General features: G+C 71.8%; 12 protein-coding genes and 1 pseudogene. 6 read left to right on the forward strand and 7 right to left on the reverse strand.

The window, feature by feature from the left end; genetic code table 11:
- The first annotated feature begins 54 nt into the window (after positions 1-54).
- Complete coding sequence (locus ACFWY6_RS33680; protein WP_384698660.1) at positions 55-1,461, forward strand: bifunctional transcriptional activator/DNA repair enzyme AdaA; 1,407 nt, start codon at positions 55-57, stop codon at positions 1,459-1,461.
- 189 nt (positions 1,462-1,650) lie between these two features.
- Here ACFWY6_RS33680 and ACFWY6_RS33685 read toward each other — a convergent pair whose 3' ends face one another.
- The 4 genes and pseudogenes from ACFWY6_RS33685 to ACFWY6_RS33700 all read right to left on the reverse strand — a co-directional run bounded on the left by ACFWY6_RS33685 (position 1,651) and on the right by ACFWY6_RS33700 (position 5,503).
- On the reverse strand, positions 1,651-2,019 hold the full coding sequence (locus ACFWY6_RS33685) for a PPOX class F420-dependent oxidoreductase (RefSeq protein WP_384698630.1): 369 nt from the start codon (positions 2,017-2,019) through the stop codon (positions 1,651-1,653).
- A 33-nt stretch (positions 2,020-2,052) separates the two neighbouring features.
- Positions 2,053-3,684 (reverse strand): annotated as a pseudogene (locus ACFWY6_RS33690) (hypothetical protein).
- Positions 3,685-3,958: 274 nt separating this feature from the next.
- Positions 3,959-4,441 (reverse strand): DUF456 domain-containing protein, encoded by a 483-nt coding sequence (locus tag ACFWY6_RS33695; RefSeq protein WP_384698633.1) that lies wholly within the window; start codon positions 4,439-4,441, stop codon positions 3,959-3,961.
- Between the two features lie 78 nt (positions 4,442-4,519).
- Positions 4,520-5,503, reverse strand: a complete 984-nt coding sequence (locus tag ACFWY6_RS33700; protein ID WP_384698636.1) for a helix-turn-helix transcriptional regulator — start codon at positions 5,501-5,503, stop codon at positions 4,520-4,522.
- A gap of 213 nt (positions 5,504-5,716) precedes the next feature.
- Between ACFWY6_RS33700 and ACFWY6_RS33705 the strand changes: the two genes are divergently transcribed.
- The 3 genes from ACFWY6_RS33705 (at position 5,717) to ACFWY6_RS33715 (ending at position 9,379) form a co-directional block, all read left to right on the forward strand.
- Entirely contained in the window at positions 5,717-5,869 is a 153-nt protein-coding gene (locus ACFWY6_RS33705; protein WP_384698639.1) for a hypothetical protein, read from the forward strand.
- A gap of 189 nt (positions 5,870-6,058) precedes the next feature.
- Positions 6,059-7,573, forward strand: coding sequence for a protein phosphatase 2C domain-containing protein (locus ACFWY6_RS33710; protein WP_384698642.1), 1,515 nt, complete (start codon positions 6,059-6,061; stop codon positions 7,571-7,573).
- Positions 7,574-7,636: 63 nt separating this feature from the next.
- On the forward strand, positions 7,637-9,379 hold the full coding sequence (locus ACFWY6_RS33715; RefSeq protein ID WP_384698645.1) for a pyruvate dehydrogenase: 1,743 nt from the start codon (positions 7,637-7,639) through the stop codon (positions 9,377-9,379).
- Between the two features lie 7 nt (positions 9,380-9,386).
- On the opposite strand, the gene ACFWY6_RS33720 is transcribed toward ACFWY6_RS33715, so the two are convergent.
- Positions 9,387-12,452, reverse strand: coding sequence for an alpha-mannosidase (locus ACFWY6_RS33720; RefSeq protein WP_384698648.1), 3,066 nt, complete (start codon positions 12,450-12,452; stop codon positions 9,387-9,389).
- A gap of 286 nt (positions 12,453-12,738) precedes the next feature.
- On the opposite strand from ACFWY6_RS33720, the gene ACFWY6_RS33725 reads away from it, so the two are divergent.
- Positions 12,739-13,140, forward strand: a complete 402-nt coding sequence (locus ACFWY6_RS33725) for an ATP-binding protein (RefSeq protein WP_384698651.1) — start codon at positions 12,739-12,741, stop codon at positions 13,138-13,140.
- 25 nt (positions 13,141-13,165) lie between these two features.
- Here ACFWY6_RS33725 and ACFWY6_RS33730 read toward each other — a convergent pair whose 3' ends face one another.
- Both ACFWY6_RS33730 and ACFWY6_RS33735 read right to left on the reverse strand, forming a co-directional pair.
- Positions 13,166-14,227, reverse strand: a complete 1,062-nt coding sequence (locus tag ACFWY6_RS33730) for a DUF2637 domain-containing protein (RefSeq protein ID WP_266871698.1) — start codon at positions 14,225-14,227, stop codon at positions 13,166-13,168.
- A gap of 249 nt (positions 14,228-14,476) precedes the next feature.
- Complete coding sequence (locus tag ACFWY6_RS33735) at positions 14,477-15,322, reverse strand: (2Fe-2S)-binding protein (RefSeq protein ID WP_384698654.1); 846 nt, start codon at positions 15,320-15,322, stop codon at positions 14,477-14,479.
- A 134-nt stretch (positions 15,323-15,456) separates the two neighbouring features.
- Between ACFWY6_RS33735 and ACFWY6_RS33740 the strand changes: the two genes are divergently transcribed.
- Positions 15,457-16,230 carry a GntR family transcriptional regulator gene (locus tag ACFWY6_RS33740; RefSeq protein ID WP_384698657.1) on the forward strand — a complete coding sequence of 258 codons (774 nt, stop codon included), beginning with the start codon at positions 15,457-15,459 and terminating at the stop codon, positions 16,228-16,230.
- The last annotated feature ends 175 nt before the right edge of the window (positions 16,231-16,405 follow it).

Raw genomic sequence — 16,405 nt, forward strand, 5'->3', positions numbered from 1 at the left:
GTCCTGTCCTGGGCCCCGCACCGCCCCGCCGGGGTTCCCCTCCCGCGCAACGTGATGTCCGATTCCCGCCAGCCGGGTCGCCGGGGAGGCCGCACACTTGATGACGTGATCGATACCGATGAAGAGACCAGGTACGAGGCGGTACGCAGCCGCGATGCCCGTTTCGACGGGGAGTTCTTCTTCGCCGTCGAGACCACCGGCATCTACTGCCGGCCCAGCTGCCCGGCCGTCACCCCCAAACGGCAGAACGTCCGCTACTACACCACGGCCGCCGCAGCCCAGGGCTCCGGCTTCCGGGCCTGCCGCCGCTGCCGCCCGGACGCCGTGCCCGGCTCCGCCGAGTGGAACGTACGCGCCGATGTCGTCGGCCGTGCCATGCGCATGATCGGTGACGGCGTCGTCGACCGCGAGGGCGTCCCCGGTCTCGCCGTACGGCTCGGCTACAGCGCCCGGCAGGTGCAGCGGCAGCTCACCGCCGAGCTCGGCGCGGGACCCGTCGCCCTCGCACGGGCCCAACGGGCGCACACCGCACGGGTGTTGCTGCAGACCACGGGCCTGCCGATCACGGAGATCGCGTTCGCCGCGGGGTTCGCCAGCGTGCGGCAGTTCAACGACACCATCCGTGCGGTGTACGCGATGACGCCGACCGCGCTGCGGGACGCGGCGCCGCGGAGGGGGGCCGCGGGGCGGGCGACTCCGGCCGCGGGTGTTCCGCTGCGGCTGGCCTACCGGGGTGCGTACCAGGCGGGCGCCGTCTTCGATCTGCTCGCTCGCGAGGTGGTCGACGGTATCGAGCAGGTCGTCGGTGAGCCGGGCGGTCGGACGTACCGGCGTACGCTGCGGCTGCCGTACGGGACGGGGATCGCGGCGGTGGAGGAGCGCGACCACGGGATCGGCGGCTGGCTCGACACCCGGCTGCACCTGACCGACCTGCGGGATCTCACCACGGCGGTGCAGCGGCTGCGCCGGCTCTTCGACCTGGACGCGGATCCGTACGCCGTGGACGAGCGCCTCGGCTCCGACCCGCGCCTTGCCCCGCTGGTCGCCGCCCGCCCCGGTCTTCGCTCGCCCGGGGCGGCGGATCCCGATGAGCTCGCGGTGCGGGCGCTGGTGGGGCGGGAGGAGGCGGCACTGCTCGTGCGGCGCCACGGCAAGGCGCTGGACGCGCCGTGCGGCACGCTGACCCATGTCTTCCCCGAGCCCGGGGCGCTGGCCGGGGAGCCGGGCCCTCTGGGCGTGCTGGCCGCGGCGCTGGCCGACGGCCGGGTCAGGCTGGACGCCGGGGCGGACCGGGATGACGCGGAGGCGGGACTGCTGGCGCTGCCGGTTGAGCCGGGGGCCGTGGCGGTCATCAGGATGCGGGCGCTGGGCGATCCGGATGTGGCGCTGGAGGGGGAGCGGGCGCCGGACACGTGGAGGCCGTGGCGGTCCTACGGGGGGTGGCATCTGCGGGTGGGGTGAACCCAGCCCAAGCCCGCCGCTCCGCGGCGGATCTTTCCCGCCCACCCACCCGATTGCCCGGCAGCGCATCCCGTCAGGCCGCCGCTTCGCGGCGGATTCTTTCCCGCCCACCCACCCGAATCTCCGCAGCTGCCCGCCCACCCGGAAAGGATTCGGGTAGGGGCGAGGTCGGGGAAAGGAACCCCACCCCTACCCCTCCAGCCCCCAGCTATGGATCCGCCGAGGATGGATGCGGATCAGTTCCTCGCTGAAGTGGGGGCCCAAATCGTGCGGCCCCGTGAGGAGTTCCGCATCGCCGCGGATGTCGACACCCCGCACCTTCCACGGCCGCACACTCACAATGTCGTCCACGACCAGCGAGACCTTCGGATTCCCCCGCAGATTGCGCCACTTCTTCGTCGTCCCCAGCGCATAACCGCCCACCAGAATCGTCCCGTCGTCCTGCGGAAAGAAACCGACGGGATTCGCCTGCGGCTGCCCCGCCGCATCGACGGTCGCCATCCGCCCAAGCCGCTGAGTCTTGAGGTACGCCCGCTCGGCCTCGCTGAATTCGGTCATGCGGCGAGCCTCGCACGCGTACCCCGCCCCGGCCTAGGAGTCCCCCGGAAGCCCCCACCGCGCCGCCGCAGCATGCGGCTCGACCGGCGCGATCCGCAGATCGGGCCGGTCACCCTTGGCCGTGACAAGGGCCGACTCGCCCTTGCGGAGGGCGATCCGAACCGCCCCGCCGCCCACATCCTCGTACGGCAGCGGACGGCCACGCCCGTCCCGCACGTCCACCGCGCCGGAGATCCCGTGCCGCAGCACACACGGCGCCCCCGCCTCACTCACGAGCCGGACCCACCGCGTCGCCCCGCCCTCCCGCACCGCGCTCAGCAGAAAAGCGCCCTGCGTACGGAAGTTGTGCACCACCAGGTCCGCCCACGCCGCGGGCAGCGCGGGGAAGACGCGGATGATGTCGCCCCAGGACTGGCAGACCATGTCGTGCAGGGACTGCGCCGCGGACAGCGGGGTCTCGATGACGGGGCCCGACTCCTTGTACATGGTGTTGGGCCGGATGAAGCGCGCCATCAGCTGCCCGAGGTACTTCAGCGCGTCCTCACCCTTGCCGGGCAGCGCCGACATGGACGCCGCCCCGGTGAACGTATAGCCCTGCAGGGCCCCTTCGAAGCCGACCCAGTGGGCCAGGGACTTCTCGATCAGGGCGCGCTCGTCCGCCGTGCGGCCCGTCACCTCGTACAGGGGATACACCGCGAGCATGTGGGAGTAGTGGCGGTGCGACTTCGCGAAGGGGATGTCCGCGCCGATCATGTAGCCGTTCGCGTCGGTCGGGTACGCCGCGAGCCTGCTGCCGACCTCGCGCCGGCGCGGGGCCAACTCGTCGTCCACACCTAGGAGTTCCGCCGTTTCGAGGAGCGTGCGGCAGCCCCATTTCAGGAGCATCAAGTCGTAGTTGCAGTCCTTCGAATTGCCGCCGTACTCGGGCGAGTACGTCGCCGGCAGGTGCAGTCTGCCGTCCGCTCCCGGCTCCAGGAAGTGCAAGTAATAGTTGATCGCCTTCCTTAGGAGTGGGAACAGGACGTCCCTCAGGATCGACTCGTCCATCGTGTGGCGGTAGCTCAGCCAGACGTTGTGCAGCGCCCAAGTGAGGTTGCCTACCTCGGGAGTCGGCTCGGTAAGGGGCCGCCATCTCCTTGGTGAGGTTGTCCCGGAATTCGCTCAACGCCCTGGACACCGCGTCGAGTTCGATGTGGTTCGAGCCAAGGATCAGCCAGTACTCCAGCTGCACGTTCAGGTTCCACCACGTGTTGGGCCAGGGGGTCGGCTCCAGCCAGGGCCCGCAGGTCGCCATCATCTCTTGCGGTAGGACGCCGTCGCGGGTCCGCTCCCGCCACGCGGTGACGTGCTGCCCGCCGGCGAGCAAGGGTGCCGGTCAGCTCGGCGTCGCGCAGCCGCAGGCGCCAGTCGATGCCGGTGATGGCGCCGACGGGTCCGAGGGTGAAGTGGCCGATGGGGAGGCGCGCGAGGCCGAAGAGCGAACCGAACCGGGGGCGGTGGTCCTGCACCTCGGAGTGCTGGATGTTGAAGCGGATCGCGGAGGCCGCGGCGTCCGGCTCCGCGTAGATTCCCGAGCCGAGGAAGCCGTTGCCGAGGTAGGGGCCCTCGTACCAGGTCTTCGGCAGCTGCTGCCAGACGAGGTCGGCGTCGTCGAGCACGGTCCATCAGCGCGCCGCCGACCGCCGATCCGGTGGCGAGCACGGTTCTTCCGGAGGGCCTTGGCATCGCGCCTCCCGAGTCATCGGAGCTTTACCTCGCTGAAAGCTAGAGAGGGTGCGCCATCCCGTCAATGAGTCGTGAGAGATCCGATGCTGGGACATGTACGTGAACTGATTTCGGCTACTCGGCCCGACTGCTCGGCCCGGCTACTCGGCCCCGACTGCTCGGCCCCGACTGCTCGGCCCCGACTGCTCGGCCCCGACTGCTCGGCCCCGGCTACTCAGCCCCAGATCACCGCCCCCAGCCACGCCCCCGCGATCAGCAGACACGCGAACAGCTCCGTCAGGACGCTCCAGCCGCCCGCCCGCATGGCCGTCCGCGTCGCCGTCACCGCCTCGCCGTGCCCGCCAAGGCGCAGTCGCTCCCCGAGGTAGATCCCCCCGATGAACCCCGGTATCGCTCCGATCACCGGCAGCACGCAGAACCCGATGAGTGCCCCGCCGCCCGCGTACACGGCCGTGCGGCGGGTGGCCCCGCTCTGCCGGAAGCGGCGTGGTGGCAGCAGCCAGCGGATGCCCTGGGCGAGCAGGAGGGCGACGGTCGCGCCGACCAGGACGCCCCAGGCGACCGCGGAGGCGTCCTTGAGCGCCCACCACAGGACCGCGGCCCACACCAGCCACGGCCCCGGAACCCCGGGCACAAGCACTCCGCACAGGCCGAGCAGCAGCACCATCGCGACCAGCAGGAGTTCCCACACTGCCATCTGCCAAGCGTGCAGGAAACGGGAGAAAACCGCAGGTCGCGAGAGTCGAGGCCGCCCCGCACGGTCGCCCCGGAGGCGTCAGCGGGCCACCCAGCCGCGCTCGTACGCATGCCACCCCAGCTGAAGCCGCGTCGTCACGCCCGTCAGCTCCATCAGGCGCTTGACCCGCCGCTGCACCGTCCGCAGGCCCAGATCGAGCTGCTTGGCCACGCTCGCGTCGGTCAGGCCCGCGAGCAGCAGGGAGAGGATTTCGAGGTCGGCGCCGTCGGGGCCCTCCGGGGCGTCCTCGGTGACCGTGTCGCCGCCCTCGCCGAGCCGCAGCGGCAGCGCGTCCCGCCACACCGCCTCGAAGAGCCCGGTCAGGGATTCGAGCAGGCCGCTCGCGTGCACCACGAGCGCGGCAGGCTCCGCGGTGCGCGAGGTCAGCGGCACCATCGCGAGCGAGCCGTCGGCGATCACCAGCTTGGTCGGGACGCGGTCCACGACCCGCACCTGTTCATTGCGGCCGATCGCCGTCGACAGTTCGAGCAGCCCGGTGGGGAGCGCGAGGACCGAGCGCTCGACCACCACGCGGTAGGCGACGCCGCGGCCCGCCGCCTGCTCCTCCGCGTCGTTCTCCGTGCCGGAGACCACGACCGGGTTGCCGGTCACCAGGGCGCACACCTCGTCGCTCGCCCCGAGCTGCAGCTGGAGGAAGCGCTGCGAGACGGCGCCCGCGCCCGTGACCACCTCGACCAGGTCGTGCACCGCGGGCTCGGCGGCCTGCGCGCGGTACTCCTCGGCGAGCAGGGTCGCCGCCAGCTCCGCCTTCTCCAGCTCGTGCCGCTGCTGGGTCAGGAGCGCGCCGAGCGCGACGGCGGGCGGGGCCGCCACCCACCGGCCCGCTTTCCCGGAGGCCTGGGCCGCGAGGCCGTGCCGCTCAAGGCGGCGCAGCGCGTGCACCGTCTCCGGCTCGCCCAGCGTCAGCCGCCGCGCGAGATCGGGCACGTCGGCGGCCCCCACCGCCACCAGTGCCCGGTACGCCGACTCATGTGTCTCGTCCAGACCTATCGCAGCCAGCATGCGGCGATGCCCCTCCCCGAGGATCCGTTCCGACGGCTCCGTGGCGGAAAACGGCCACGGCGTAAACCCGCCCCAGGACATCATCCCCGTACCACCCGCCTCTCTGCCAAGGTCATGCCACCGCAGCACCAACTGCAGCGGTGAATGCGGCCTTTGGGCCGGTTCGTCCTGCGGTCCTGCCAAGAAGCTGCTGCTCATCGCCGTGAGCGCGGCGTGCCCGGCTTCTGGTCCGATGCCGAACACGCGGGAATCCAGGGCGGCTTGGGCGACATCGGCTCCGCGGAGCTGAAGCGGAACGGCGAGGTCGTGGGGCAGTCCGGCCGGCCGTTCGGGGTGTTCGCGGTTCCGGCCGAGGATGTCCGTTGACGGACGCGAACAACAGTTCCGTCACGCAGACCGTGGCCCGCGCCTACGACGTGCGTTAGTCACATAGACACCGCCGGGCGGACCTCCCGTGGGGGGTGGGCCCGCCCGGCGGTCCTCAATCCGTCGCCCGACGGCCGGAATTTCCGGATGAACCGTTTTCGTACGGCCCGTGCGGTGGACAATAGGGGCATGAGCCAGCAGGGGGAGCAGTACACCGGGGCCTCCGGCCAGGAAGACGACTGGTGGGGTCAGCTGTACGACGACTCCGCACCCGACACGGGCCCGGCGCAGGTGGCCGACACCCTCGACGACAGATTCGCATCGGCGGTGTCCGCGTCGTCCACGGGAACTGCCCCTGGGGGCGCCGATGCTGCGGGTGGAACCGCCCAACAGGACGTATACGGCGACCAGTTCGAGGACCGTCCTGCGTCCGACCGCCATGAACCGTTCACGGGTTCGGGGCCGGCCCCTCCGGGCGAGCCGTCCGCCCGCCGCGAGCCGTCCGCCCCCGGCCCCATCGCCCGCCCCTGGGAACCCCCGGCGGCTCCGGCAGGCCCTGTGACCTTCCCGGCGGGACCGAAGCCTCCCGCGCAGGCCCCGAGCCGCACCACCGCCGTCCCGGCGCCCCGACCGCCCGACGAATCCGCGGGCCCGGCGCCCTCTGGACGTACCGACGAACCGGAGCAGGCGCCGGAACCACCCGCGCCCACCCTCGCCGAACCCCCGCGCGCCGTCGCCTATGTGGGTGACGGCCCGCCCACCTACGACGCCGAGCCCACCGTGCTGCCCGCCGCCGACCCCGACGACCTGGCGGACCTGGTCGCCGACACCGTCCTCGACGGCGCGCGCTACGGCACGTCCACCCTGCGGGCGGTCTCCGTGCGCGGGGACTCCGCCAGGTACCGGGGCGAGCCGCGCCGTGACTCGCTGCTCACCGCGCGGTTCGGGACGGGCGACGGCGCACTGGTCCTGGTCGCCATGGCCACCGGCGCGCGGGCCACGCCGGGCGCCCACCGGGCGGCCGCCGACGCCTGTGCGTGGATCGGCCGTGCCGTGGGCCGCAGTCACCAGCGACTCGCCGAGGACATCAGGGCCGCCCGGCGCGGCGACCTGAAGAGCGGCCTGCACCGCCTCACCGACCGCAGCCTCGGCAAGCTCCGCGCGCAGGCCGCCGACCTCGGCGTCGAACCCGACGAGTACGCCGCTTCCCTGCGCTGCCTGCTGCTGCCCGCCGACCCCGACTGCCGCACCCGCGTCTTCTTCGGCGTCGGCGGCGGCGGACTCTTCCGTCTCCGTGACGGGGAGTGGCAGGACATAGAGCCACGGGTCCCGGACCCCGCGGGCGACGCGGGACCCCCCGTGGTGGGCTTCGGCTCGGTGCCTTCGGAGACCCCCGATGGCGACCGCCTCACCATGGACATGGGCATCATCACGCCGCCGAGCCCGTACGAGCCCGCCCCGGAGCCGCCGCCCCGCGAGCCGTTCCGCTTCCGCGCCTCCGTCGCCCGCCCGGGTGACGCCCTGCTGCTCTGCAGCGGGGGCCTCGCCGAGCCGCTGCGCGGCGAGCCCGACCTCGCGGGACACCTCACCCAGCGATGGTCGGACGCAGGTCCGCCCGGCCTCGCGGAGTTCCTCGCGGACATCCAGGTCAGGGTCAAGGGGTACGCCGACGACCGGACCGCGGCCGCCGTTTGGGAGGCGTGAGCGCCCGCACTGTGAATTCATGGACCCCAAGAGCGTCAAGGGGACTGAAGGGTTCGTGAAGCCATGGCCAAGCAGAACGTCGCCGAACAGTTCGTCGACATCCTCGTCCGCGCGGGCGTCAAGCGCCTGTACGGAGTCGTGGGCGACAGCCTGAACCCGGTGGTGGACGCGATCAGGCGCACCAAGGGACTCGACTGGGTGCAGGTGCGCCACGAGGAGACCGCCGCCTTCGCCGCCGGCGCCGAGGCCCAGATCACCGGAAGCCTCGCCGCCTGCGCCGGTTCCTGCGGGCCCGGCAACCTCCACCTGATCAACGGCCTGTACGACGCGCACCGCTCCATGGCCCCGGTCCTCGCCCTCGCCTCGCACATCCCTTCGAGCGAGATCGGTCTCGGCTACTTCCAGGAGACGCACCCGGACCAGCTCTTCCGCGAGTGCAGCCACTACAGCGAGATGATCTCCAACCCGAAGCAGATGCCCCGTCTCCTCCAGACCGCCATCCAGCACGCGATCGGCCAGAGCGGCGTCAGCGTGGTCACGCTGCCCGGCGACATCGCCGATCAGCCCGCTCCCGACAAGGCCGTCGAGACCGCCCTGGTCACCTCGCGCCCCTCCGTACGCCCCGGCGACGCGGAGATCGAGAAGCTCGCCGCGATGATCGACGAGGCCGACAAGGTCACCCTCTTCTGCGGCAGCGGCACGGCCGGCGCGCACGCCGAGGTCATGGAGTTCGCCGAGAAGATCAAGTCCCCGGTGGGCCACGCGCTGCGGGGCAAGGAATGGATCCAGTACGACAACCCGTACGACGTCGGCATGAGCGGACTCCTGGGCTACGGCGCCGCGTACGAGGCCACCCACGAATGCGACCTGCTCATCCTCCTCGGCACGGACTTCCCCTACAACGCCTTCCTGCCCGACGACGTCAAGATCGCCCAGGTCGACGTGCGCCCCGAGCGTCTCGGCCGCCGCTCCAAGCTGGACCTCGCCGTCTGGGGCGACGTACGCGAGACCCTGCGCTGTCTCACGCCGCGCGTCACGCCCAAGACGAACCGCCGCTTCCTCGACAAGATGCTGAAGAAGCACGCGGACGCCCTCGAAGGCGTCATCAAGGCGTACACGCGCAAGGTCGAGAAGCACATCCCGATCCACCCCGAGTACGTCGCGTCCGTGGTCGACGAACTCGCCGCCGACGACGCCGTGTTCACCGTCGACACGGGCATGTGCAACGTCTGGGCGGCCCGCTACATCTCACCGAACGGCAAGCGCCGCATCATCGGCTCCTTCAGCCATGGCTCGATGGCCAACGCCCTGCCGCAGGCGATCGGCGCCCAGTTCACCGACCGCGGGCGCCAGGTCATCTCCATGTCGGGCGACGGCGGATTCTCCATGCTGATGGGCGACTTCCTCACCCTGGTCCAGTACGACCTGCCGGTGAAGATCGTCCTGTTCAACAACTCCTCCCTGGGCATGGTCGAGTTGGAGATGCTGGTGGCGGGGCTTCCGTCGTTCGGCACCGCCAACCACAACCCCGACTTCGCCGCCGTGGCCCGCGCGGCCGGTGCCTACGGCGTACGCGTGGAGAAGCCCAAGCAGCTCGCGGGCGCCCTGAAGGACGCCTTCTCCCACAAGGGCCCCGCCCTCGTCGACATCGTCACCGACCCGAACGCCCTCTCCATCCCACCCAAGATCAGCTCCGAGATGGTGACCGGCTTCGCGCTCTCCGCCAGCAAGATCGTCCTGGACGGCGGGGTCGGCCGCATGGTCCAGATGGCACGCTCCAACCTCCGCAACGTGCCCCGTCCCTGACGACTTGTCACCGCACGGGCGTCAGTCGCAACGTCAGAATCTGGAACGGCCGCAGATCGAGCGCCAGGCCCGCGCTGTCCGTCTCGGCCGGTCGCTGCGGCCGCTCAAGCAAGTCCGTCACCTGCGCCGCGCTCACGGCGAACGACGTGGTGAGCGCGGCCGCCGCGCGCCCGCCCCGCGACTCGTAGAGCCGCACCACGACATCGCCGCTCCCGTCGTCCGCGAGCTTCACCGACTCCACGGTCACCGCCGGGTCGTCGACGCTCACCAGCGACGGCAGCACGGGCGCTTCGGCCACCCGCAGCGGCAGATTCAGCGCGAGGCCCTCCGCGACCGCGTCGCCCGTCGTCGCACCGGGCAGCAGCGCGTACGTGAACCGGTGCGTGCCCAGATCCGTCTCCGGGTCCGGGCTGTGCGGGGCGCGAAGCAGCGTGAGCCGCACGGTGGTGCCGAGCCCGTCGGCGTGCGGCGCGCGCGTCACGTCATGGCCGTACGTCGAGTCGTTGAGCACCGCGACGCCGTACGCCTCCTCGGCGACCCGCAGCCACCGGTGCGCGCAGATCTCGAAACGGGCCGCGTCCCAGCCGGTGTTGGCGTGTGTCGTCCGGTGCACATGGCCGAACTGGATCTCGGCGGCGGACCGTTCGGCGTGCACGTCCAGCGGGAAGGCGGCCTTGAGCACCTTCTCCGACTCCCGCCAGTCGACGTCCGTGACCACGTCGACGCGCCGGCTGCCCGCCGCGAGCCGGATCTCCTGCGTGATGCGCGAGTCCCCGAAGGCCCGCACCACGCGGACGGCGACCCGCAGCGGCCCGTCCTCCACGAGCTCGACGGACTCCGCGTCCGTGAGGTCTGAGTGCGTGTTGCGGTAGTGCCGGTCGAGGTCCCAGGCGTCGTAGTGCGTGGGATGGTCGGGGTGCAACTGGAGGAGGTTGCCGCGCGAACCGGGGGAGAGGACCTCGCGGTCGGCGTCGAGATCGCGTACGGAGGTCAGGAGCCCGTCCGTGTCGATCGTGACGCGGAGATGTTCGTTCCCCAACACGATGGTGCCGTCGGCGAGTTGAGCCCTGGCACCGGTACCCGGCGCGCGGGTGTGCCCGGCCGCCACCGCGAGGCTCTGCGTGCCGAGGGCCGGGACGTTCACGTGCACCAGGGCCCCTTCGCCGCTCGTGACGACCTCGCTGCGGGCGTACGGCGACGCGTTGAGCACGGCGGCCTCGCCCGCGCCGAGGGACCGCACCGCACCGGCGGTGATCTCGTCGAGCTCGGCAAGCACCCGTGCGTAGGTGTCGCGGGCCTCCCGGTGCACCCAGGCGATCGACGAGCCCGGCAGGATGTCGTGGAACTGGTGCAGCAGCACCGCCTTCCACAGCCGGTCGAGCGCCTCGTACGGGTAGGCGTACGAAGGGTCCCGCAGCGAGGCTGCCGTGCACCACAACTCGGCCTCGCGCAGGGCGTGTTCGCTGCGCCGGTTGCCGCGCTTGGTCGCCGCCTGCGTGGTGTACGTCGCCCGGTGCAGCTCCAGATACAGCTCGCCGGACCAGACCGGAGCCCGCTCCCCGTACTCCTCCTCGGCCGCCGCGAAGAACGCCGACGGCCGCTCGATCTCGACGCGCGGCGAACCCTCAAGGGAGCGAAGGCGCCGCGCACGCTCCATCATCTCGCGGGTGGGGCCGCCCCCGCCGTCGCCCCAGCCGAACGGCACGAGCGAGCGGGACGCGCGGCCCTTCTCGGTGAAGTTGCGCTCCGCGTGGGCGAGTTCGGCGCCGTGGAACTGCGAGTTGTAGGTGTCCACCGGCGGGAAGTGCGTGAAGACACGGGTGCCGTCGATGCCCTCCCACCAGAAGGTGTGGTGCGGCATCTTGTTGGACTGGTTCCAGCTCAGCTTCTGGGTGAGGAACCAGCGGACGCCCGCCAGCTTCGCCAACTGCGGGAAGGCGGCGGTGTATCCGAAGGAGTCCGGCAGCCAGATCTCCTCCGTCTCGACGCCGAGCTCCTCGCGGAAGAACCGCATCCCGTGCGTGATCTGCCGCGCGAGCGCCTCACCGCCCGGCATGTTGGCGTCCGACTCGACCCACATCGAGCCAACCGGCGCCCAAGTCCCGTCCGTCACCGCCTTCTTGATGCGCTCCCAGATGTGCGGCTGGTGCTCCTTCACCCAGGCGTACTGCTGGGCCTGCGAGCAGGCGAAGACCAGCTCGGGATACTCCTCGGCCAGCGCCGTGACATTGGCGAAGGTGCGGGACGCCTTGCGCACCGTCTCGCGCAGCGGCCACAGCCAGGCCGAGTCGATGTGCGCGTGCCCGGCGGCGGAGACGCGGTGCGCGCTGGCGTGGGCGGGGCTCGCGAGGACCCCGGCGAGCTCGGCGCGGGCGGCAGCGGCCGTGCCCGGCACATCGTGCAGATCGAGCGCGTCGAGCGCCCGCTCCAGGGCCCGCAGGATCTCGTGGCGGCGCGGCCGGGCCGCATCCAGCTCGTACATGAGCTCCGAGAGGACCTCGATGTCCAGGGTGAGCCGCCAGGCCTCCTCGTTCAGTACGGCCAGATCGGCAGAGGCGAATCGGTAGATGGGCCGATCGCCCGCGGTCAGAACGTCGCCGAGCGGCGTCGGCTCGAAGTCACGCAGAACGGCCGGATTGGCCGCCGCCTCCAGGAGCAGATGCACCGGTTCACCGCCCTGCGCGGGGGCCGCCACGGGGATGTGCCGGTTACGCGGGTGAACGCCCTTCAGGGGAACGCCCGAAGCGTCGTACACCAGACCCTCGGCCTGGAAACCGGGCCCGTCACCGGTGAACCCGGGGTCGACGACCACCTCGACGCGCCGTCCGCGCCATGCGTCGGGCACCTGCCCCCGCAGCCGGAACCAACTGGTTGACCAGGGACTTCCCCACTCCGTGCCGGTCTCGAAAGGCGCGTACGACGCCTTCAGCGCCTCGGCGACGGGCACCGGCTCGCCCGGGGCGTGCCAGACCGAGAGGGCGAGCGGCACACGGTCCGTGTACCGGGCGGGGCGGATGAACTGCCGCAGGGCGCGCTCCAGGCGTCCCTCAACCAGCAGTCGGTCGTCGTGCACGGCGGCTCCTCGGCGGGCTCGGACGGACTCACGCGGGATCTCCCGGGATCATGCGGGAACGATCCACCGCTTCACTTCCCCGTGGGGCCCGGGCGCACCCGTTCCCTTGGTTGATGAATGGACATGAGTGCCGCCAACCGGGTGGGGCATGCATTCCGTGAGCGCGTTCGAGCAAGGAGGAACAGGACTCATCTTGTGGGCGGGGGTCATGACAAGGCAGGTACGAGGGGGTGGTCCCCGATCCGGGGCTGCTTCGCCGAAAATACGGGACGAGTCGACCGACGACATGGTGGGGGAGCCCGACCGGGCTCAACTCCGGCGCAGATTGGGGCGATCAGACCTACGGGCGGTTTCCGAGGTGCGCGGGGCGCTGCGTGAACTCCTGCGCTCCTGGGGCAAACCGGGAAGATCCGACATAGCCGAGCTGCTGACCAGCGAACTGGTCACGAACGCACTGGTGCACACCGATCACGACGCGATCCTGACGGCGACCGTGGCGCCGGGCCGGCTGCGCGTCGAGGTCAGGGACTTCGTGGGGCGCCGCCCCAAGCTGCGGGTACCGAACGCCGACGACGGTACGCACGGCAGAGGCCTGGTCCTCGTGCAGTCCCTCGCCGACGCCTGGGGCGTGCGGGCGCACGGGGTGGGGAAGGTGGTGTGGTTCGAGCTGGACGGCGGCCCGGTGTGACCCGGACCGCCGGCCGTTTCCCGCCCTAACCGAACTGCTGCTCAAGGTCCTTGAGCTTCTGCTCCAGGGAGTCGAGCCGCGGCAGGGTCTGTGTGTCGTCCTCGGCCGTGAGGTCGACGGTCACCGGCGTGGCGGCGTCAGAGCCGCTCCTGACGGCCTGCAGGGAGGGACGGGAGCGCAGCGCCAGCTGTTCCTGCGGCGCTATGGCAGGGTCCGCGCCGACCTGCGCGGACCCGGCGGCCGGTGCCACGGCCTGCATGTCGACCTGGCGTCCGCCGCGTCCCGGCAGGGCCCGGTGGCCCCGGCTGATCGCCTTGAGCTGCGCGCGCTCCAGCTTCTCCCGGTCCCGCCTGCGGGTCCGGGTCTGCTCCTTCTCGCGCCGGTCCTCGCGGACCTCCTCGACCGCCTCGTCCAGGGTGCGTACGCCTTCGAGGAGCATCAGCGACCAGGCGCCGAAGGTCTCGCGGGGCGCGCGCAGCCAGCGCACGATGCGGATCTGCGGCAACGGCCGCGGCACCAGGCCCTGTTCACGCAGCGCCGCACGGCGGGTCTGCTTCAGCGCGCGGTCGAAGAGCACCGCCGCCGAGAGCGACATCCCCGCGAAGAACTGCGGGGCGCCCGCGTGGCCGAGGCCCCGGGGCGCGTGCACCCAGTTGAACCAGGCGGCCGCGCCCGCGAACGTCCACACGAGGAGCCGCGAGCCGAGCGCCGCGTCACCGTGGCTCGCCTCGCGCACGGCGAGCACGGAGCAGAACATCGCCGCCCCGTCGAGTCCGAACGGGACCAGGTACTCCCAGCCGCCGGACAGGTTCAGGTTCTGCCGGCCGAAGCCGACGAGGCCGTGGAAGGAGAGTGCGGCAGCGACCGCCGCGCAGCAGAAAAGCAGCACGTACGAAGCCGAGCCATAGACCGCTTCCTTGCGCCTGCGGCGCTCCTCGCTGCGCTCCCACGATTCGTCGCTGGAGGCACCGGCGGCCTTCTGCCCGGCCCGCTTGCCGCGTGCGAGCACCGCCACCGCGACCAGCATGCCCAGGAGCAGGACGCAGCCCGGAAGCAGCCAGTCCAGCGATATGTCGGTCAGTCTCATCTGGGGTCCCTTGCGTCGCGGTAGGGCGTTCGGGCGCCATAGTGACCCAATCCCGGTGGCCCTCAGAGGGGTTTCGGGGCAAGAGAACGCCTTGGGGGGTGCAAAGGGGTGCGGCGCGCGCCGTTTTGCTCGAACTCAGCGGCCAGGAGGGCGAGTTGAGTTCGATTAAACGGACACGAAGGGGTGGTTCGGGGGGAAGCGGCTGAGGTTTTGGAGACCGTGGGGGCGCTGGGGGGCGCTGGGGGGCGGTCAGGCCGCGGCGCTGAGCCGTGCGACGCGCTCCGTGTCGCAGGTGCGCGGGCAGGTCACACAGGTGTCCTCGGGGCGCAGCGTGTAGAACATGCAGCAGCTGGCGCGGTCGCGGGTCGGCAGGGACTCGCCGTTCGGCCCCGTCAGCTCCCGGAACCCGGCCGTCCCGACGTACGGCTTGGTGGCGCCGGGCAGCAGCAGCTCAAGATCCTGTGTGGCGCGCTGCTCCTCGCCCAGGAGGTGGGCGATGTACCAGAGCCCCTCGACGATCTCGTCCGTGGCGACGCTCCACAGGGCGCGCGAGCGGCGCCGCATCCGGGGCCCGAAGGCGTCGAGCAGCGGTCCCAGATGCTCGGCGACGGCCGCCCGCACCTCGGCGCGCAGGGCCTCCTCGTCGGGTACGACACGGGCGCCGGGCAGCGCCGCGGCCGGATCGCCCGGCAGGCAGGCGAAGCCCGCGTCGCGGACGGCCATCCGGCCCAGGGTGCGCTGGAAGGCGACGTTCTGTACGGGGTAGCGGGGGACGCGGCGGTGCAGGAACCACGGAACGGTGATCAGGAGCGTGGCCGGCCAGGCGTACCGGTGAAGCCCGAAGCTTGCGATGACATCGGGGCGCCCGGCCTGCCCGTAGTCCTTCAGTACCTGCGCCTCGTCCCACGCCAGAAACGCGTCGAGGTCGGCCCCGCCCTCCGCGAGCCGGGCGGCGGTGACCCAGCCGTCGCCCTGTGGGGCCTGCTCCTCGTTGCCGAGCTCTGTCACGCGCAGTCCCGGGAACACCTCGGTGAGGCGGGCGTAGGCGTCCGCGAGGGCGCTCGGGGCGCGCTTCGCCAAGGCGGGAACGTGCATACGGGGACCACCGAATCACGATCGATTGCAGGTTAGCCTTACCTTACCCGAAGTGATCGAGGTTTCAACTGCGGTGCTGTCCGCCTATGGTGCCTCTCGTACCTTTCGGACCGAGCGGACTATGGGTGGACCTCGTGGAGCAGGCCAGAGCGCATGACGCGTACCGCCTTGCCGCCCGTGTGCCGGAGCAGCCGCGGTCGGGCTCGGCGCGCGGTGAGCACACGCACGCGGAGGCTGAGGCGGAGCCGTCCGCGCCAGTCCCGCCGCCCGCGCCGCGCAAGCCGGTGCAGCGGAGCTCGGTCCGCGGTCAGGTGCTCGACGCGCTGCGCGCCGCGCTGGTCGGCGGTGATCTCCTGCCGGGCGAGGTGTACTCCGCGCCGGTGCTCGGTGAGCGCTTCGGGGTCTCCGCCACTCCCGTGCGCGAGGCGATGCAGCAGCTCGCCATCGAGGGCGCGGTCGAGGTCGTGCCGAACCGTGGCTTCCGGGTGACCGAGCGGAGCGCTCGGGAGCTGGGGGAGCTCGCGGAGGTGCGGGCGCTGATCGAGGTGCCGGTGATGCTGCGGCTTGCGCGTACGGTGCCTGCCGCGCGGTGGTGTGAGTTGCGGCCGCTGGCGGAGGCGAGCGTGGTGGCGGCGGCGGGTGGAGACCTCGCCCGCTACGCGGAGTCGGACCGCGCCTTTCACCGGGCGGTCCTCGGTCTCTCCGGGAATCGGCAGCTGGTGCAGGTGGCGGATGATCTGCACCGGCGGTCGCAGTGGCCGCTGGTCAGCGGGCCCGTCTCCGGGCGCCGCGCCGACCTCGTCGCCGACGCGGCGGAGCACACGGCCCTCCTGGAGGCGTTGGTGGCCCGTGACCTGGCCGTCGTCCAGTCCTTGGTGCGGGAGCATTTCGCGGGGGCGGGGGGCTAGCGTTCACGACCGCCGCTCCGCGGCGGATTCTTTCCCGCCCACCCACCCGATTGCCCGGCAGCGGCCCCGTTCCGCCGCTTCGCGGCGAAAGCTTTCCCGCCCACCCGCCCGATACCCGGCAGTTGCCCGCCCACCCGTCTGTAGCTTTTTCAGCCCGTCCGGCGTTTGAGGACTG

The organism is Streptomyces sp. NPDC059037, assembly GCF_042740015.1.
Taxonomy (GTDB): Bacteria; Actinomycetota; Actinomycetes; order Streptomycetales; family Streptomycetaceae; genus Streptomyces.